At 67.0% G+C, this 16,460-nt stretch carries 22 protein-coding genes and 2 pseudogenes; 12 read left to right on the top strand and 12 right to left on the bottom strand.

Features of this window, described 5'->3' with window-relative positions; all coding sequences use genetic code 11:
• Positions 1-160 precede the first annotated feature (160 nt).
• The 4 genes from AB0J69_RS59010 to AB0J69_RS59025 all read right to left on the bottom strand — a co-directional run bounded on the left by AB0J69_RS59010 (position 161) and on the right by AB0J69_RS59025 (position 3,017).
• Positions 161-373 carry a hypothetical protein gene (locus tag AB0J69_RS59010; RefSeq protein ID WP_364137568.1) on the bottom strand — a complete coding sequence of 71 codons (213 nt, stop codon included), beginning with the start codon at positions 371-373 and terminating at the stop codon, positions 161-163.
• A gap of 380 nt (positions 374-753) precedes the next feature.
• Positions 754-1,050: a hypothetical protein gene (locus tag AB0J69_RS59015; RefSeq protein ID WP_364137570.1), complete on the bottom strand. Its 297-nt coding sequence runs from the start codon at positions 1,048-1,050 to the stop codon at positions 754-756.
• Between the two features lie 210 nt (positions 1,051-1,260).
• A complete protein-coding gene (locus AB0J69_RS59020) occupies positions 1,261-1,626 on the bottom strand; it encodes a hypothetical protein (RefSeq protein WP_364137572.1) in 366 nt (121 codons plus the stop codon).
• 734 nt (positions 1,627-2,360) lie between these two features.
• Positions 2,361-3,017, bottom strand: a complete 657-nt coding sequence (locus AB0J69_RS59025; RefSeq protein ID WP_364137574.1) for a hypothetical protein — start codon at positions 3,015-3,017, stop codon at positions 2,361-2,363.
• A gap of 623 nt (positions 3,018-3,640) precedes the next feature.
• Here AB0J69_RS59025 and AB0J69_RS59030 point away from each other — a divergent pair.
• Both AB0J69_RS59030 and AB0J69_RS59035 read left to right on the top strand, forming a co-directional pair.
• Positions 3,641-4,420: an alpha/beta hydrolase gene (locus AB0J69_RS59030; protein ID WP_364137576.1), complete on the top strand. Its 780-nt coding sequence runs from the start codon at positions 3,641-3,643 to the stop codon at positions 4,418-4,420.
• Positions 4,421-5,411: 991 nt separating this feature from the next.
• Entirely contained in the window at positions 5,412-5,870 is a 459-nt protein-coding gene (locus AB0J69_RS59035; RefSeq protein ID WP_364137578.1) for a hypothetical protein, read from the top strand.
• 288 nt (positions 5,871-6,158) lie between these two features.
• Here AB0J69_RS59035 and AB0J69_RS59040 read toward each other — a convergent pair whose 3' ends face one another.
• Entirely contained in the window at positions 6,159-6,494 is a 336-nt protein-coding gene (locus AB0J69_RS59040; protein ID WP_364137580.1) for a hypothetical protein, read from the bottom strand.
• Positions 6,495-6,786: 292 nt separating this feature from the next.
• A complete protein-coding gene (locus tag AB0J69_RS59045) occupies positions 6,787-7,131 on the bottom strand; it encodes a hypothetical protein (protein WP_364137582.1) in 345 nt (114 codons plus the stop codon).
• A 28-nt stretch (positions 7,132-7,159) separates the two neighbouring features.
• Between AB0J69_RS59045 and AB0J69_RS59050 the strand changes: the two genes are divergently transcribed.
• Positions 7,160-7,543: a hypothetical protein gene (locus AB0J69_RS59050; RefSeq protein ID WP_364137583.1), complete on the top strand. Its 384-nt coding sequence runs from the start codon at positions 7,160-7,162 to the stop codon at positions 7,541-7,543.
• Positions 7,544-7,560: 17 nt separating this feature from the next.
• Here AB0J69_RS59050 and AB0J69_RS59055 read toward each other — a convergent pair whose 3' ends face one another.
• Entirely contained in the window at positions 7,561-8,124 is a 564-nt protein-coding gene (locus AB0J69_RS59055) for a helix-turn-helix domain-containing protein (protein ID WP_364137585.1), read from the bottom strand.
• Between the two features lie 86 nt (positions 8,125-8,210).
• Here AB0J69_RS59055 and AB0J69_RS59060 point away from each other — a divergent pair, with 86 nt between their 5' ends.
• Positions 8,211-9,152, top strand: coding sequence for a TIGR03620 family F420-dependent LLM class oxidoreductase (locus AB0J69_RS59060; protein ID WP_364137587.1), 942 nt, complete (start codon positions 8,211-8,213; stop codon positions 9,150-9,152).
• A 419-nt stretch (positions 9,153-9,571) separates the two neighbouring features.
• Here AB0J69_RS59060 and AB0J69_RS59065 read toward each other — a convergent pair whose 3' ends face one another.
• Entirely contained in the window at positions 9,572-10,267 is a 696-nt protein-coding gene (locus AB0J69_RS59065; protein WP_364137603.1) for an NAD(P)-binding domain-containing protein, read from the bottom strand.
• Here AB0J69_RS59065 and AB0J69_RS59070 point away from each other — a divergent pair.
• The 4 genes from AB0J69_RS59070 (at position 10,190) to AB0J69_RS59085 (ending at position 12,203) form a co-directional block, all read left to right on the top strand.
• Positions 10,190-10,744, top strand: a complete 555-nt coding sequence (locus AB0J69_RS59070; RefSeq protein WP_364137605.1) for an ABATE domain-containing protein — start codon at positions 10,190-10,192, stop codon at positions 10,742-10,744. The genes AB0J69_RS59065 and AB0J69_RS59070 overlap by 78 nt on opposite strands.
• 102 nt (positions 10,745-10,846) lie before the next feature.
• Complete coding sequence (locus AB0J69_RS59075) at positions 10,847-11,563, top strand: helix-turn-helix domain-containing protein (RefSeq protein WP_364137589.1); 717 nt, start codon at positions 10,847-10,849, stop codon at positions 11,561-11,563.
• Positions 11,564-11,838: 275 nt separating this feature from the next.
• Complete coding sequence (locus AB0J69_RS59080) at positions 11,839-12,075, top strand: DUF4345 family protein (RefSeq protein ID WP_364137591.1); 237 nt, start codon at positions 11,839-11,841, stop codon at positions 12,073-12,075.
• Positions 12,060-12,203, top strand: a complete 144-nt coding sequence (locus tag AB0J69_RS59085) for a hypothetical protein (protein WP_364137609.1) — start codon at positions 12,060-12,062, stop codon at positions 12,201-12,203. Before AB0J69_RS59080 ends, AB0J69_RS59085 begins: the two co-directional genes overlap by 16 nt.
• An 86-nt stretch (positions 12,204-12,289) precedes the next feature.
• On the opposite strand, the pseudogene AB0J69_RS59090 reads toward AB0J69_RS59085, so the two are convergent.
• Positions 12,290-13,095 (bottom strand): annotated as a pseudogene (locus tag AB0J69_RS59090) (IS5 family transposase).
• A 234-nt stretch (positions 13,096-13,329) separates the two neighbouring features.
• Here AB0J69_RS59090 and AB0J69_RS59095 point away from each other — a divergent pair.
• Entirely contained in the window at positions 13,330-13,545 is a 216-nt protein-coding gene (locus tag AB0J69_RS59095; RefSeq protein ID WP_364137593.1) for a hypothetical protein, read from the top strand.
• 100 nt (positions 13,546-13,645) lie between these two features.
• Here the strand turns inward: AB0J69_RS59095 and AB0J69_RS59100 are convergent, their stop codons facing one another.
• Entirely contained in the window at positions 13,646-14,113 is a 468-nt protein-coding gene (locus AB0J69_RS59100; protein ID WP_364137595.1) for a DUF4279 domain-containing protein, read from the bottom strand.
• A 104-nt stretch (positions 14,114-14,217) separates the two neighbouring features.
• Between AB0J69_RS59100 and AB0J69_RS59105 the strand changes: the two genes are divergently transcribed.
• Together AB0J69_RS59105 and AB0J69_RS59110 are read left to right on the top strand one after the other, a co-directional pair.
• The gene (locus tag AB0J69_RS59105; RefSeq protein WP_364137597.1) at positions 14,218-14,637 is read left to right on the top strand and encodes a transposase; all 420 of its coding nucleotides are present in this window, start codon (positions 14,218-14,220) and stop codon (positions 14,635-14,637) included.
• Positions 14,609-14,974 (top strand): hypothetical protein, encoded by a 366-nt coding sequence (locus AB0J69_RS59110; RefSeq protein WP_364137599.1) that lies wholly within the window; start codon positions 14,609-14,611, stop codon positions 14,972-14,974. Before AB0J69_RS59105 ends, AB0J69_RS59110 begins: the two co-directional genes overlap by 29 nt.
• A gap of 94 nt (positions 14,975-15,068) precedes the next feature.
• Here AB0J69_RS59110 and AB0J69_RS59115 read toward each other — a convergent pair whose 3' ends face one another.
• The gene (locus tag AB0J69_RS59115) at positions 15,069-15,386 is read right to left on the bottom strand and encodes a histone-like nucleoid-structuring protein Lsr2 (RefSeq protein ID WP_364137601.1); all 318 of its coding nucleotides are present in this window, start codon (positions 15,384-15,386) and stop codon (positions 15,069-15,071) included.
• On the opposite strand from AB0J69_RS59115, the pseudogene AB0J69_RS59120 reads away from it, so the two are divergent.
• Positions 15,346-16,217 (top strand): annotated as a pseudogene (locus AB0J69_RS59120) (IS5 family transposase); the annotation flags it as partial. The gene AB0J69_RS59115 and the pseudogene AB0J69_RS59120 sit on opposite strands and share 41 nt — an antisense overlap.
• On the opposite strand, the gene AB0J69_RS59125 reads toward AB0J69_RS59120, so the two are convergent.
• Positions 16,184-16,366 (bottom strand): histone-like nucleoid-structuring protein Lsr2, encoded by a 183-nt coding sequence (locus AB0J69_RS59125; protein ID WP_364137607.1) that lies wholly within the window; start codon positions 16,364-16,366, stop codon positions 16,184-16,186. The pseudogene AB0J69_RS59120 and the gene AB0J69_RS59125 sit on opposite strands and share 34 nt — an antisense overlap.
• Between the last annotated feature and the right edge of the window lie 94 nt (positions 16,367-16,460).

A 16,460-nucleotide genomic window follows, 5' to 3' on the forward strand; every position in this document is an offset into this window, starting at 1 on the left:
CTCAGCCGCATCCGTAACCCGGCAACGAGCCCGTGACCAGCCCTTCTCGTGCAGAGCAAGCGATCAAAGGGACATCAACTCGCGAACCGCCCTCTGAGACCGGCACAGTGACGTATGCGACTGTGTCGTATTCGTTGTGATCGAGTGCGTGGTCTCGGCGTCAGGAGTCCAAACTCCAGTCGGTCTTCGCCCGCTCCCGCACCTCCTCCAACGAGTCGACCTCGGCCAGGACGTCGATGGCGGTCTCGCAGGCGCGAGCGGCCCACGCCGCGCCGACACCGGTCCCAGCGTGTGCGCGGGAGGTCGGGGCGACCGCTTGCGACAGCAGGCGCAGGGTGGCCTCGCTCGGGTTGCCGAATGCGATGAGGACCATCTCAGCCAGGTGCGGGGAGCGCCTTCAGGTCACATCTTGGCGGTGTCGCCGACCCATCCGTGGATCGACATGACAGTGGGGAGGTCTCCGCAGTCGTCGGCCGCGCTGTTCCACAGCGGCTCGCGAGGGTCGGATGGGAGCAGCAGCATGAGCCGGACAAGTCGTTTCTGCGGAGGGGAGTATCGTCTGCACGCGCGTTCCTCCAGAGAGGCAAGGTGTAGGCCTCCAAGAGAACACGGGTGACATGGGCCTGTCGCGGACCCTCACCCAGGAACTTGTCACGGGAGCAAGATCACCAGGCCGACCGGTACTGTGACGTATTCAACTGTGACGTATTCGCCAACAGGCGACGGTATGAGGAGCCTCCCGCGTTGTTCCCGTCAGCCCACCTCGTCCACCCAAAAGGCGAGCTGACGGCGGGTGGCCCGAGCGTCGGAGTGCCCTACGCCTAAGATGCGCTCGCGGATGGGAAGCAACGCGGCCAGTTGGTCGCGGGCGCCGCTTGCATTCCCTGCTCTCCCCGTCCAGACCGCAATGAAGTAGCGGATGGCCAGGGTCGAGGGATGGTCGACGCCTCGGGCGCGCTCGATGGTGGGCAGCCGGGCGGCGAACTGGTCGCAAGCGGCCGCAGGATCCCCTGCCGGTCCTATCCTGCGGATGTGGTTAGCCCAGGTCATCGGCGTCGTGGGATGCTCGACCCCCAGAACGCGTTCGAATGTAGGGAGTAGGGCGACGAACTGATCGCGGGCCCCATCTGCGTCCCCGGCATGTCCGGTCCAGGACGCGTAATATCGCCGGATGGCCAGGGTTGAAGGATGGTCGACGGGCTTTGGATCGTGGTCGGGGGGCCGATGAGGTCGGCCAGCAGGGCGATGGAAGCGGGGCGGTCAAGTACCTCCAGCCGCAGCGGCGTGATGCCGCGTTGCGGCCAGCCGATGTCGCGCCGGGTGGTGATCAGCACATGCCCGCGCGAGCCGGGCCAGGTACAGGTCGATGTCGGCGGCCTCTTCGACGTTGTCGAAGATGACCAGCCAACCGGTGCGGCTATTCAGCCAGGCCAGCGCCCAGGCAGCGGGCTCCTCTGTGGTGGCCTGCTCGGCGGCCACAGAGTCGATACCCGCGACCAGCGCTCCGGCCAGCCCGGCCAGGCCCGCTTGAATCTGGGCAGGGCTGTCGGCCTCCATCCACCACACCAACCGGTAGTCGGCTCGATGTCGATGCGCGTACTGCAGGGCCAGCTCGCTCTTGCCCACGCCGCCAAGCCCGAGGATGGCCTGGGAGATAACGCCCGCTCCAACCAGCCCAGGAGTTACGGGGTTCCGGCCAGGCCGGAGATGCCATGAAGCGATCGAGGCCATCTACCAAGTCGTCAAGGGTCGCGACCCGAAACGGCAGTGGAGCCTCGACGCCCACCTGCAAGGAGCTGACCGGCCTGCTGGACCTGTCCTCTTGTCCGAAAGGAACGCAGCGTCATCCCCGTGATCCCGAACAACGTCGAACGGAGAGCCCGAGGGCGAAATCCCTCGGGCTCCGCGGCCCCAAGGCCAGTTCGGCCGGTATGCGCCTGTCAGGACGGCACCTTGACGCTGTGGCGGGAACCCGCCGATGCCGTCACACCGGAAGCCGGTGTGACGGTGACGGACACGTTGGTGTTGTGAGCGACCGATGAGAACGCGAAGCTGCTACTGATGCAGCTGGCCTTCGGGTCCACGACCAGCGTGATGTGCCCCGATCCCTGGAGGGTGCGCTATCCAGTCGCGGCGCCTGCCGGTCCGGTCGCGACGGCCAGGGCCGAAGCTGCGCCACTGCCGCGATGGCACGCCGAGGGATAACGCGGATGAGGGGACTCCTTTTGCTGATGATTCGGCTGATCGGTTTTCTTTGGCGATGAAAAGCAGGATCTGCTTGGGGCACACCGCGGCGCGATTTTCCTGAAGCCCGGCGCAGCAGGTACGAGATCCGGTGATCAGCTCGGTTTTGCGGCCGGTCAGCCGACCGCCGCAAGGCGCCGCTTGACCGCTGCTACCGTCGCCGCCATCGGCATCGGCGCGTGCGTCGCCGACGTCACGTTGTCAGGCACCTCGACGATGTAGAGCGTACGTCCGCTCGCTACGACGAACGATTCGCCATAGAGATTTACCGGCGCCTCGATATAGAAGCTGGCCCCGACGCGCATCCCGTACACATCGACACCGTCGACCTGGCTCACCCGGTCGACGCCCTGCACGTAAAGCCGACCCTCCTCATCCGTGCGCGGGAAACGCGCCGCACAGGTGGCCAGGTCATCAGCCCACTTCGCACGGGCTCGGGCGGCGTCGGCTGCGCTATCGAAGGTCACCACCGTGGCGTAGGCCCCGCCGTAGCCCGTGGACGGCACCCTTCCGTAGGACACTTGCGCGATCTCTCTGGAGCGGGCGGGCTTTGCTGTGCACATGTTGAAGGTGAGCTGGACGAGCCTCACACTGGGCCCGGTCCAGGTGCCGCCCCCGTTGGTGATCGGCAGTTCGGACGCCGCCAGCAAGGCAGAGTCGGGGATCGTCGACGAATCGGTGCTCGCGGCGGCTGCAGGGATTGCCGTCCCGAGGAAGATCGCGCCGACGGTTAGCACCAAGCTGACCCGTCTGCGGCATGCGATGAGTTTCACGATGCGCTCTCTTTCTCGTCGTTTCGCAGGAATGAACACTTGGGCGGGTTGTTGCACGGCTGCTGCTCGAACAAGGCCGACGACTCGCGCACGGGCGCCATGACGGCCTTAAATGAGTTCACTGTAGAGTGTTGCGAAGTTGCAGACCAGGAAATGAACCGGGCACTTGCCGGACATATCACCTTTATTAGATGGCGGGCACGCGAGATGCCCCCGGATCGACCTGTCTCACCGCCGGCTACATATGAGCCCTGTCACCCACGGCACTTGTCGCCAGCTTCGTCTCCACGTTCTCGGTGAGTGACAATCGCATTTCCACTGGCACGGAGCCTACCTGTCCGCATTCACGTCCCCGGGAACAGATGTCCGGCAAGTGTCCGGTCAGAGCCCTGGAGTCGCTTCATGAGACGGTCGAGAATCTATTAGCCCATCTGCTGCGTCTATTGAAAGGCCGACCGGTGCCGATACTTCCAGAGCTCATCCCCCTGCTAACCCAAATCGAGAAGAACCGTGCGCGGATGGCGGAGGTGCCAGTGCCGGTCGGCCAGCAGCGGGCCATGATCCATCGAGGGATGGACCAACGCTCCGCCACTGTGTCCAGGCCGTCGCCTCCCGTGGCTCGGATGGATCACCAGGTTCAGGTGGAGGGCGGGGTGATCACGGTACGCAGTTATACGCCGGAGCGTTCGACGCCGCTGCCCTGCCACGTCTATATCCACGGAGGTGGCTGGTGGCTGGGTGAACTCGCCCATCGTGACGCCGTCTGCGGTCGTCTCGCGGCCGACGCTGGCTGTGTCGTGATCTCCGTCGCTCATCGCCTTGCCCCGGAGCATCGCTTCCCCGTGCCGGTCGACGACTGCTACGCGGCCCTGCAGTGGGTCGCCGGCCACGCTCCCCAGCTCGACGTGGACGCCTCGCGGCTGTCGATCGGAGGCGACTCATCGGGAGCCAACCTGGCCGCCGCCGTCGCGCTCAAGGCCCATGACCGGGGCGGCCCATCGCTTTCCGCCCAGGTCCTTGAGATCCCCGTGCTCGACCTGACGATGAGCCGGGTGCCCGTCGAACAGTCGGGTGAAGGGCTCGTACTGACGCGAGATGAGCTGGCCGCCAACATCGACAGGTACTGCGATCGCGAGGATCGGTACCATCCCTATGCCTCACCCTTGCTGGCTGGTGACCTGTCAGGCCTGCCACCCGCGTTGATCATGGTAGCCGAGTACGACCTGCTCCGCGACGAAGGAGAGGCCTACGGTCAAGCGTTGAGACGGCACGAAGTTCCAGCCGAAGTGATCTGCTGGCCGGGACATGTCCATGGATCGCATGAGATGACCGCTGTGCTGGCGTCGGCTCGCGAGTGGCAGGCGCGCGTCGCCACATTTCTAGATGAAACGTTCAAGCGTTGACATCGCTGAATGTTTTCATCCCGCGTCGCGGCGCCGAAGAACGAAGATAGCTTTGATGGCCTGACTTGCGAGAAGCGGGCAGTATCGGCTCGCGCACGTGCTCACCGGCGCCGAGGTCTCCCTATCGGCGAGCATTACCAGGCCAACGGTCTGCAGGCAGCGCAGAATGTCCCAGATCCGGGCGGCTTAAGGCCGTGTACCGAGCCGGGCAAGGAGTCGGAGGTCCACAACGGTGTGCCATCAGGAGCGGCCAGGGCCGGGATGTTCCTGCCGTGCCTATCATGCTCGGTGGTCGCTGATCGCGAGCCGTGGTCTGGGCAAACATACCGCGGATATACCTGAGCCTGGTTGACTTCCGACGGAAGCGCGTTCCTCAGCAAGGAGCACTCATGAGAAAGTTCGCAGCGGCCTTGGCCATTGCCGCAGGAACACTCGTCCTGATCAATCCCGGGGTGGCGCATGCGACGCCCACCGTTTGCAAGGCAGGCATCAATTACTACATGCCTGACGCTCCGGATAAGGGAAGCGCCTATTGCGCGTCTGGAAGCGGGTACTTCCGCCTCAGCCTCGGCTGCCAGACCAGCCCGGACGCCGCTGGCGCCGTCTACACTCACGGAACATGGCGGGCGGCGGGCTCCAGAACTTCGGCAGCGACGTGCCCGATGATTAGGCCGTATGCGAAATGGGCGCACGTGCAATTCCAGTAAACAGAAACGGTCAAGGTCAGATCAACCTCGAACCAAGAATGTTCCTTGGCTCTCCTTCTTTCCTTTAGCGCCGTCCCGCTGCAGCGGGACGGCGCTTTCGCATGCACTGAAGAGAACGATCATGCGGAGTCTTCTCGTGCGTGACTGGCGGCTGGACGTGGACACGTCTGCGCCGGGCACGGCCGATCCGATCTGGATCCCGGGGAAGGGCCTGACGTCGTTCGAGCGGTAACGCGGAAGAGGACGGCGACTTTGACGACGAGGAGGGCTACGGAGGCTCCGTCGTGACCGGGTGGACGTGGCAGATCGAGACTGAAGGCCGCCGCAAAAGGACCGACGACCCGGTCTTCACGCCGGATCCCGGCCAGGAGAAGATCCGGAGGGCCTCGCAGATCGTGGGCTTCAACGCCAACATCCGCGTCAGGTGGTTCAGGCGCGATGGAGCTCCCGACGCCTGCCAGGGCATTTGCACCGTGATCGAGTGCACCGAGGGCGGCGAGGCCACCGACCTGGAGCCCTTCAGCTTTTACCTTGCTCGGCCAAGGCGCGCTGGAGGAAATCATGTCGTCCGGCTGCTGATCGGAGATTTCCGGGGAGTGCTGGACTCGATCATGTCGGCGATCAAGGGCTTCGGCGACACGATCTTCGGAACAGGAAAAGGCGTCGGTGCGGGGGCGCGCCCGCCGGACGGTGGTCCTCGAGGTGCCCGGCGTGTCGTGGCGAGACGAGACGGTCACTGGTGACCACGCTCGATCGGCGTGCCAGAGGTGAGCGGCCACCCGGTGGCGTCAGCAGCACTGCGACCATCCGCAGGTCACGACGACTGGATCTCATGCGTTCGCAGTGGCCCCCGCTCTCACCTCCGGCCTGGTCGTCATCGACACGGGCGAGGAGACTCCGGGTGTGACAGAGGAGATGGGCAGCAGAGGTGGGAGCTCGAAGGATCAGGCAGACCGACGGTGGCCGACGATCATCTGGTGATAGTCGGCGGTGCCGGGCTGGAGGCTCTCGACGGCACGCCCGCCGGTCCGTCAGGTGCGGCGGCCGGAGGCCGTGATGGCGATGGCGGTCAGGGTGCCGGCGGCTGCGCAGACGGCGATCGCGAGGTGGGCGCCCAGCGAGTCGTCCAGCAGGCCGGCCAGCAGGACGCCCAGTCCTTGGCCTCCGATCAGACCCGCCGAGCCGATGCCGATCACCTGGCCGTGGCGGTTGTCCGGGGCCGTTCTGATGAAAGCGGTGTGGGCCAGGACCATGTAACTCGACAGGAATCCGGTGGCCCCCAGCAGGACCAGGGCAAGCGGCAGGTCCGGCTGGAGGGCGGACAACAGCGGGGGGACGCCTACGGCCAGCGCCATCGGGGCGCGCACGGCTCGCCTCAGGTTCGAGCCTGGTGATCAACAGGGTTCCCGCGGCGGAGCAGGTGGGGTCGGCGGCCATGAGGAACCCGGCGTAGGCGGTGCTCTCTCCGATCTGGGCGAAGTACGGCACCGCCAGTGCCTCCGGAACCCACGAAGGACGAGTACAGCCACGACAGGGTGGCGAAATAGCGCAGCCGACGGTTGGTCCGGACCATGCGGATGCCGCCCAGTGCTGTGCGGGTGGGACGGGTGTTCCCGTGCTCGGAGGCGGACGCCGGTCGGAGGTGGACGAAAGCTCGGGTCACCGCTGCCGAGACGGCGAAGGTGGCGGCGTTGGCCACGAGCGCGACGTTCGGCCCCACCATGGCCACGATCGCGAGGAGGCTCGCTGACCGGGCTGGACGAGGCGCTGGCCAGCGGGATGTTCGTTGAGCAGGCCGAGCTGGTGGGCTTCAGGCACATCCTGGCCGTGCAGGCGGTCTACGACAACATCCCGCTGTCCCGGCGGCAGGACCTGCATGCCCGCGCTGCCGCCGTCGTCGAACCGCTCGGGCAACTGGCCCGCCACCTGCGCAACGCCGGCCAGGTCGAGGCATGGGTGCGCGTGGCGGAGCAGGCCGCCGCCCAGGCCGTCGCGCTTGGCCACGACAGCGAGGCGGTCCGCTTGGTGAACGATGTGCTGCGCCACGCACCGCTGGACGGGGAACGGGGGCGGCGAACTGGCGGTGAAGCTGGGCTGGGCGGCGACCAGGAGCCTGGACTCGGCGAACATGATCGACCTGCTGTCCGGCGTGCTCGCCCAGGACCCGCCGCCACGGATACGTGGCGAACTGCGCTTCCTGATCGCGCTGCTGCTGGAACGCGTCGGAGCGGAACCCGCGGCGCTGCGCCGGATCTACAAGGAGGCGGTTCCCGAGCTCGGCGACCGGCCGGAGCTGGCGGCGCTGGCCATGGTGGGGCTGGGCGTGCCGACCGCACCCGGGGTCCCGCTGGCCGAGCACGTGCACTGGCTGGACCGCGCTGGCCCAGGTGCCCGCTATCACCGACCCGCCCGGTGACCTCGTCGATGATTCGTTCAGCGTGGACGCAGGCCCTCGAAGACCAGGTCGAGGAGCCGTTCGGCGATGTCCGGCGGGGCGGTCGTCTCGTTTACCCAGGCGACGGCCGTAGCCATCTCGATCAGTTCGAAGCCGGTCAGGTCGTCTCGGGCCTGGCCGCGGGCTCGTGCGTGTTGCACCAACTCGGTGGCGGCCTGTTCGACGGCCAGACAGCGGGCGCCCAGCGGGCCTTCCCCCGTGCGTGTTGCCCGCGCGTAACTGGTGGCGATCCCGCGGTAGCGGGTGATGTGCCGGACGAGGGCGGAAGTCCACTCGCGCAGGATGTCCCGCGATTCCGGCTCGTCGAGTAGTTCGACGGCCAGCGCGGCGAGGCCGTCCAGACTTTGGCCGACGATTTCGGCCGTCAGCGCCTCCTTGTCGGGGAAGTGGCGCCACAGCGTCCCGGGTCCCACTCCCGCACGGCGGGCGATGTCGTTCATCGTGGCCAACTCGATGCCGACCTCGTCGAAGAGCACCGTTGCCGCCTCGATCAGGCGAGCTCGGTTGCGGCGCGCGTCGCTGCGCCTGGGGTGCTCGGTCATCACGTCGTTGCCTCTCCTCATCGTACCGGAGCGACACTCCGTTACTATGTGGAGCGCCACTCCAGATACTAGTGAGGAGTTCGTTCATGAAGTCGACCCTGCCCTTCATCGGCGCGGTAGGAGTGTGGGTGCCCGGCATGGACCTACGGTCACCAGCGGCGTCCGCCGAAGCCGCCGCCGAGGTCGAGACTCTCGGCTACGGCGCCTTGTGGCTGAGCGAGGGGCTGGTCCGCGACTCGTTCATGGAGGCGTCCACGCTGCTGGACGCCACCGCTTCGCTGGTCGTGGGAACGGGCATCACGGTGATCTGGGGACGCCACCCCCGGGTGATCAGGTCGCAGGCGCGGGCGCTGCTCGACGCCCATCCCGGCCGTTTCGTGCTGGGCCTCGGCACGTCCCACGCCCGGCTCGTCGAGGGTGTGCTGGGTCTGCGCTACGAACGGCCTTTGACCGCACTTCGCGAACACCTCGACCGCTTGGACGAGCCCGATCCCGTACTCGAACTGGCCGCGGTCGACGGCGGTCCGGCGCCCCAGCCGCCCCGGGTGCTCGCGGCGCTCGGCCCACGGGCCCTCGAACTGGCGCGGGACCAGTCGGCCGGGGCCTTTTCCTACCTGGTCACACCGGAGCACACTGCCGAGGCCCGCGCGGTGCTGGGGCCGGACCGCGTCCTGATCGTCGAACAGGCCGTGGTCACCGGAGTGAGAGCCGACGAGGCCCGGGCCAGGGCACGCGCTCACATCGCCGGATACCTTCCCGGCGCACCCTACCGGGCGAGCTGGCGGCGGCTCGGGTTCGACGACGCCGACTTCGCCGACGGCGGAAGCGACCGCCTGGTCAGCGCACTGGTCGCGATCGGCGACGACGAGATCGCGACACGGGTCAGCGCACACCTGGCAGCAGGTGCCGACCATGTGTGTCTCCAGGCGCTGCCCGAGCATCCAGCTACGCTCCCGCTCGACCAGTGGCGTCGGCTCGCACACCTCACGCGGCGATCGGCCGGGCCCGCCGCCGTCCCGATCAGCTGAGGGCACGCTCCCACTGGCCCGCCGCCCAGCAGCCGCGGCGGGTGCGCTCCACCCGTACCAGGCGCAGCGCCGCGGTCCTGCGCGCCCGCCCGCCTGCCGGGACAATTGACAGGCAACTCTGCCTCCTCCGCACGGTCGCACCAGGAACGGGCGCCGCGTCCCTCGCCGGCCCGCTAACGGACCATCCAGCCGTCGTTCGGATCGTCCGCGGACAGGCCCGGATTCCCGCGGTACTAAGTGGTCGGCTCCGGAAGTCCTTCGGGAGTTGACTTCGGTTCCAGTGGTGTGCGTGTCGCCTCGTCAGATGTCAGGGGTGGCGATGAGCCCACCCGCGAGCGCGTCAACGGCACCAGGACGCGAAGAGCTGCCTCGTGGCGCGATCGTCAGGCCGCGGTCACGGTGTCATTGGTCTTCGGCGGTCACCGCGGCTGTTGTTCCGCGATGGCCGCCCAGTCGTCCGCCCCGCAACCGTCGGCGATGGCCTGATCGAAGACAGCCTGCAGCAGTTCACCCGCTGCCAGGATGTTGAGTGCCCCGGCTTCGGCGACCGGAACACGGCCGAAGACGGGTGCCGCGACGTACCCGACACCATGCTCGGCGTGCGCTGCGCCGGCCCGGCGGGCCAGGCCGATGCTCACCGTGGCGAGGTTGACGTGAACGGTCCCGCCCTGGGCCTGAGCGAGAACACCGGAGTCGATGAACGTCTCGGCGACGGCCCGGTCGTCGGCCAGGGCCGAGAAGACCACCGGCGAGTGCATGGCCTCTGCGACCGAGGCGGCTCGCCGGGCACCCGCCGCGACAAGTTCGTCCGCGGGCCCGTCGGAGCGGTTGCACACCACGACGTCGTAGCCGGCCTTCAGGAGGTTGCGCGCGATGGACCTCCCCATTGCTCCCAGACCGATGACCGCGATGTTGCTCATGCGGAGAACCCTCTCAATGAACTGTCTAAGACGGTTCCACGATGTCATGAGGGATACCATCATGTCGAACCGGCTAAGACGGTTCGAAAGGTTTAGTCGCTCACTGCGGAGGTTGGCATGACCGAGGACGTACGTCGTGTGTTCCGAATGGACAACGAGGTCCTGGCGTTCCGGTTCACTGCCACCATCAGCGATCGAGCCAGCATGGCGCCGCGAGAGCGGCTGACTGACCCCGCACGACTGAAGATGTGGCTGCAGGCCACAGGGCTCGACGCCACGTACGTGTCGCCAGCCGATCTGAAGGACGCCGTCGAGCTGCGCGAGGCGATCTACCGAATCGGGTCGGCGATCGCCGCAGGTGAACAGCCCGATTCGCAGGATGTCCGCACTCTCAACACGGTCGCGGCCGCTGGGCACGCGACGGCCGTGCTCGAACACGATCTCGCAGGATGGCGCCTGACCAGGACGACGCCTGTCGGTGACGCCCTCGGGGTCCTGGCCACGGATGCCATCCACATCCTCGGGGGCCCCGACCGCAGCCGCATCAAGAACTGCGAAGGCCCCGGATGCGCGGGGCTCTTCCTTGACACCAGCCGCGGAGCCAATCGCCGTTGGTGTTCCATGAACACCTGCGGCAACAAGGTCAAGAAGGCGCGGCTCGCCGAGAGCTGACCCAACAGCCGTGATCAGGTCCGGCAGGCCCGACCACCCGCGCGCAGTAACGGACAAGACAGCCGTCCGACTACCGGCTACCTCTCGATCGGCCCTCGTCTCATGCCCGTTGCCCCGGCCCGCCCGGTAGCGCCGACCGCCGCCGAGCGCAAGCGGCTGAAGAAGATGGCCTACGGGCACAAGACCGAGCATCGGTTGCGCCTGCGTGCGCAGGTCGTCCTACACGCGGCGCGCGGGCGCTCCAACGCGCGCGTCGCCCGTGAGACGGGCCTGCACCTGGACACGGTGCGCACCTGGCGGGGCCGGTTCGCCGAGCAGGGGCTGCCGGGTCTGTCCGACCGCAGGGCGCCTCGGCCGCCCGCGCGCATTCACCGCGCTGCAAACCGCCCAGGTCACCGTGCTGGCAACCTGGCCCGCGAAGCCATGGAGCGGGGCATCGCCACGTTCGTGTCGGCCTCCACCGTGCGTCGCTGGCTGGCCCAGGATGCGATCAAGCCCTGGCAGCACCGCTCCTGGATCTTCATCACCGACCCCGACTTCCGCGTCAAGGCCGAACGCATCCTGGACTTATACGCCCGCACCTTCGACGGCGAACCGCTCGGCGCGGACGAATACGTGATCAGCGCGGACGAGAAGACCTCCATCCAGGCCCGCTGTCGCTGCCACCCCACCCTCGCGCCCGGACAGGCCAGGGCAATGCGCGCCAACCACACCTACGGCCGCGGCGGCGCTCTGGCCGGACCTGGGATCGTACTGGCGTACGTCGCTGGTATTCCCTCCGTCCGGGCTGGCGGTCGCGGGCACGCCGGCGAGCGCTGAGGACGCGCGACATCGACGCCGGGAACGGCCACCAGCACGTCTACCGCAGTGAGTCCGACCACGCCATGATGGGCGACGGATACCCCGAGGGCCCCCCCAGCGATGCGAGATGGGCATCCGGCGCGCCGGTCATGTGCCGGACGCCCCTTGTTGCGGCCGTTCTTGATGGCCTTGGAGACCTGGCGTTGCTGCTGGCCGGTGACGCAGGTGATGCGGCAATTGTGACTACGCGTCAGGTAATGGCGGGCGAGGCAACCGGATGTCAGGCTTCGGGCATGTCGGATGTGATCATCGGTGTGGTGGCGGTCTTCTTCGCGGGGATGGGTGTATATGGCCTGGTCGCGCCAGGGAAGTTGGTGGCGCAGTTCGGCCTCCGCGTAACCTCTGCGGACGGCCGCAACGAGGTGCGGGCAGTGTATGGGGGTTCGGCCTGGCGACGGCGGCGGCACTGGCGCTGGCCGCCGTCGACGCGGGCACACTGCGGGACGGCGTACTGGTGGCGGTGGCGCTAGCGCTGGGCGGGATGGCCGCGGGCCGGGTCGTCGCCATGCTGTTGGAGCGGCCGTCGCGGTGCTATCCCACGGGGTTCTATCTGGCGGTTGAGGCAGGCCTGATGACGGCGCTGCTGGCCGCCCGTTGACCATCAGGCTGCAAGCCTCCTCGGACCGGTTCCTCCAACGCCGCGGTGATCAGATCGGCCAGCGTGTCCTTGGCCTCTAAGAGCGCCTAACGCAATGAGGTGAGCCGTCGCCAGCAGATGGGCGCGCAAGCGAGTTTGAGGAAGGCTTCGTGGATGTCGGCACGGATCTCCCAGCGGATGCGCAGGCGGCGGAAGGCGTGCAGCAGGGCGAAGGTCTGCTCGACGACCCATCGCTGTTTGCCCAGGCCGGAGCCGTGTTCAGTGCCGCGGCGGGCGATCAGCGGGCGGATCTGCAGCTCGCGCACCAAGGCGCGGTACTTGTCGTGGTCGTAGCCGCGGTCGGCGAGTACCACGTCGGGACGCTGGCGGGGCCGGCCGCGCTTGCCGCGTACCTTCGGGATGGCGTCCAGCAGCGGGCGTAGCTGGGTGACGTCGCCCGCGGTTGGCGCCGGTCAGGATCACCGCGAGCGGGATGCCGGTGGATTCGGTGATCAAGTGATGCTTGCTGCCGGCCCGCCCTCGATCGACCGGGGACGGGCCGGTCTGCGCCCCCCTTTTGACGCTCTGATCTGCGAGGAGTCCACCGCGGCCCGGGAGAGGTCGAGGGCGTCGGCGGCCGCAGCCGATCGAGCAGGACCTCGTGCAGCCGCTGCCACACGCCGGCCTTGTTCCACTCGGCCAGCCGCCGCCAGCACGTCATGCCCGAGCCGTAGCCCAGTTCCTGCGGCAGGTGCTCCCAGGCGATCCCGGTGTGCAGCACGAACAGGATGCCCTGCAACGCCAGCCGGTCATCCAGCCGTTTACGTCCCGGCTGCCGGAACCGGCGCTGACGCTGCGGCACAAGCGGCTCGATCACCGCCCACAGCTCGTCGCTGACCTCCCACGGCTTCAGCTTGGCCACCCGCGCTTCTCTCGCTCGGTCACAGCGAGAGATCAAAGCACAACAAAGATCATTCTGTTAGGCGCTTTAGTCCACGATGCCGCCGCCGCACCATTCCGCCAGTGCGTGTCTGTCTGGGTACGTTGCTTCCGTCAGACGGTCATCGTGGTCCCGTGGAACGCGTTCAATACGTTGTGGTTTCAACCTTTCTGCTGCCTCAACTCGTAAGTGAGTCGAAGAGGTCCAGTGGATCGCTACGAAGGGTTCCGTGCATTCGTGGCCGCGCGCGGCATGGCGTTCATGGCTCGCCGCTTCCTGCAGGAACAGGCGACGATCGGGAACGGCTTCGCGCCCGCGGCGCTGACGGGAGCCGACATCAACGCCTTCCGGCTACGCGAGTGCGAGCGCATCTCGGCAGGATCGGCCAAGGGGGCCGGGTGGCGGAGCTGCGCTCCCTGCTGAGGCTCCTCTATCTGCAAGGCATCATCGCGTCGCACCGCTCGACCGATCGGCTTTTAGGCGACAGCCGGCACGATCGCATCATCTCCACCTGGCGGTCCCATTAGCCGTATTCATCCACATCAAGCTCGGCTTGGGTCGAGAACAAGAACCGCAGTACTCGGCCGTCCAAGTGCCAGCCGAGCAGTTGATGCTGCCCCGATACCTTCTCAAAGGCCGGGTCCGGCGAACGCAGGTCCTCCACCTCCCCTTCCTCGTCGTCGAAGTAGCGAACGACCTGCAAAACGGCACATGAACCGCTGTGACCGCGGTTCAACTCCTCCACAAGCCCGCCGATCGCCTCACTGAACGGCTCAAGCCGGTCAACCACACGAGAGATCATCTCATCGACGGTCAATCCGGGATCGCGGCACGCAACCTTCCAGGCATGCACGGCTGGACGGAGCGGCTGCATGCTCCGGCTCCCTTGGATCATGACTTCGTCCGGGTCCAAGCCGATCCGAGCCGACATCTCCACAGCCGTGAGGCTGTCGCTCTTTATAACGAAGTAGACGTACTGACGGACGCGCACACGATGACCTTAACGATCTACAAGCTGATCCGACTTGTGAGGCGGCCAGCAGATTCCGGACCGTCTGCTACATAAGCTGACAGAAGTCTGGAGGAGGTGAGTACGTGGCAAAGCGTCGAAAGCAGTTCGCGCCGGAGTTCAAGGAGGAAGCCGTCCGCATGATGTTGGAGAGCGATCGAACGGTCGCGTCGGTGGCGCGCGAGTTCGACATCAACGCCAGCACCCTGAGCAACTGGGTGAACCGGCACCGGATCACGAGCGCACAGGACAAGCAGCCGCCGGTCTCCGGGCCGGAGCGAGCCAGGATCCGGGAGCGGGAGCAGGAGAACGCCGAGCTGCACGAGAAGCTGATCTTCCTGAAAAGGTCCCCCTGGCCCTTTCGGGACGCCACACCGGGCGTGAAAATCGGGGCGGGTTGCTCGCCGACGCCGACGCCGCATGAGACGGCTTTGATGTCGCAAAAAAGTCTGGCGCCGGGGGAAGATTCCCGCCTCGGTGGAAGCGCTGAACGGGCGCTTCGATGACCACCATGGCGAGCTCACCGCGCAGCTGCTGGCTCAAATCGACGGCCTGGACGCGCAGATCGCCCGGCTCGCCGCCCGGATCGAGGCGCGGATCACCGGCATGCCCGACGTCCAGCCCGCCGAGCTCGACTCCGACGCCCATCCCAGGGAGGTCGCGTTGTCGGCGATGGACACGGTGGCCCGGCTGGATGAGATCCCTGGGACCAGCCCGGAGGTCGCGAGCCGCCTGACTCATACCGGTCCCGATCAGCCCTGGCCGACGAACCCTTGCTGGGGTTCGCTGCCGCCTGCCCGGCTGAGGGGTCGATTTTCCGGTCAGCCGTGTGGAGGTTCATAACTCGTCATGAGCGTGCCTCGTCGCTGCGTGGCCCACTAGTGTCGCCAGGCGCGATCGCCAGCGTCTCCACAGCGGGCCCGCATGCTTCTCTTCGCTAGTGCGCGGCTTCGTACTGTTCGACGAGGCTGGAGGCGATCCGGCCCCGCTCGCTCACCGGCAGGCCGCGGGACTTAGCCCATTGCCGAATGTTGGCGGACTGCTCGCGGCCCATGGCGCGAGTGCTGCCACCAACTACCCGCCGGCCCCGGCCTGGACGCTCGGCACGCACGGGACGAGCCTTGCTAATGAACGGCGCTAGGGCGTGTATTTGGTTGTGATCAATCTGCGGGATCCGCCCTCGTTTCGGAGCCCGATCCGGTAGATCGTTTTGCGTGACGCGAGTGCAATTGACGGATGTGGAATGGGAGTTCATCGAGCCCTACCTGCCGATCGGTGGGTTCGGCCCGTACCCCGAGCGGCTGCGGCAGCAGTTCGAGGGCGTGATCTGGCGGTTCCGGACGGGCGGGCAGTGGCGGGAGATGCCGGTGGAGTTCGGTGCCTGGTCGACCGTCCACAACCGCTTCCGGCAGTGGAGGGACGCCGGTGTCTTCGAAGCTCTGCTGGAGGGCATGATCGCGGAAGCCGCAAAGCGGGGCGAGGTGGACTTGTCCCTGGTCAGCGTGGACTCCACGACCGCGCGGGCTCACCACGACGCTGCCGGGATGCACCTCGACCAGGACGTCGTCACCGCCCTGGAGAAGGCCGCCGAGCAGGAGAAGGCCCGGCAAAAGGGGGCGGCTCGGAAGGAGACGGGCAGAGCCGCGCAGAGGACCCCGAGAGGGAAGAACGACGGCGCATCCGGTGCCGGCGCAAGCTCCGGTTGAAGGCCGCCCTGCTCGGACGATCGAGGGGCGGGCAGAGGAGCAAGGTCCACCTCGCCGCCGATCGCAGGTGCCGTCCGCTGGCGTTCGTGCTGACCGCGAGACAGGCCGCCGATAGCCCGCAGTTCATCCCCGTGCTCAAGAAGGTACGCATCCGCGGGCCCATCGGCCGTCCGCGTACCAGGCCTGACCGGGTCGCCGCGGACAAGGCCTACTCCTCCCGCGGCAACCGCGCCTACCTCCGCAAACGCCACATCAAAGCCGTCATCCCGAAGAAGAAGGACCAGGTCGCCAACCGGAAGAACAAGGGTGGCAGGGGCGGCCGGCCGGTCAGCCACGACGCAGAGGTCTACCAGGATCGCAACACCGTCGAGCGTCTGATCTGATCACAACTCAATACGCGCCCTAGAACCTTCTCCAGCTTGTCCCTGTTCGCGCCCGAAAGATCGATCTCGTAGTTCGTGCCGTCGAGGGCGAACCGGGTAGTTCCTTCAGCGTCGCTGCCGTCGATGTCGTCGACAAAGGACTCAATGACGTGATCTCAGCGAATTGCCGGTAGGTAGTTGTGCTCGAAATGCGTGAGGACAAGAGCGGCGCGTGCGATGTCGCCGATTGCGCTGGGGCTG

Origin of the sequence: Nonomuraea sp. NPDC049709 (genome assembly GCF_040674815.1) — a bacterium.
Classification (GTDB): domain Bacteria; phylum Actinomycetota; class Actinomycetes; order Streptosporangiales; family Streptosporangiaceae; genus Nonomuraea.

Excerpts from the sequence above, each read along its gene's own strand:
- AB0J69_RS59080 (WP_364137591.1), top strand. The coding sequence starts at position 11,839 with ATGTCGGATGTGATCATCGGTGTGGTGGCGGTCTTCTTCGCGGGGATG.
- AB0J69_RS59055 (WP_364137585.1), bottom strand. The coding sequence starts at position 8,124 with ATGACCGAGCACCCCAGGCGCAGCGACGCGCGCCGCAACCGAGCTCGC.
- AB0J69_RS59015 (WP_364137570.1), bottom strand. The coding sequence starts at position 1,050 with ATGACCTGGGCTAACCACATCCGCAGGATAGGACCGGCAGGGGATCCT.
- AB0J69_RS59030 (WP_364137576.1), top strand. The coding sequence starts at position 3,641 with ATGGATCACCAGGTTCAGGTGGAGGGCGGGGTGATCACGGTACGCAGT.
- AB0J69_RS59060 (WP_364137587.1), top strand. The coding sequence starts at position 8,211 with ATGAAGTCGACCCTGCCCTTCATCGGCGCGGTAGGAGTGTGGGTGCCC.
- AB0J69_RS59050 (WP_364137583.1), top strand. The coding sequence starts at position 7,160 with ATGTGCTGCGCCACGCACCGCTGGACGGGGAACGGGGGCGGCGAACTG.
- AB0J69_RS59115 (WP_364137601.1), bottom strand. The coding sequence starts at position 15,386 with ATGAACTCCCATTCCACATCCGTCAATTGCACTCGCGTCACGCAAAAC.
- AB0J69_RS59010 (WP_364137568.1), bottom strand. The coding sequence starts at position 373 with ATGGTCCTCATCGCATTCGGCAACCCGAGCGAGGCCACCCTGCGCCTG.
- AB0J69_RS59075 (WP_364137589.1), top strand. The coding sequence starts at position 10,847 with ATGCCCGTTGCCCCGGCCCGCCCGGTAGCGCCGACCGCCGCCGAGCGC.
- AB0J69_RS59070 (WP_364137605.1), top strand. The coding sequence starts at position 10,190 with ATGACCGAGGACGTACGTCGTGTGTTCCGAATGGACAACGAGGTCCTG.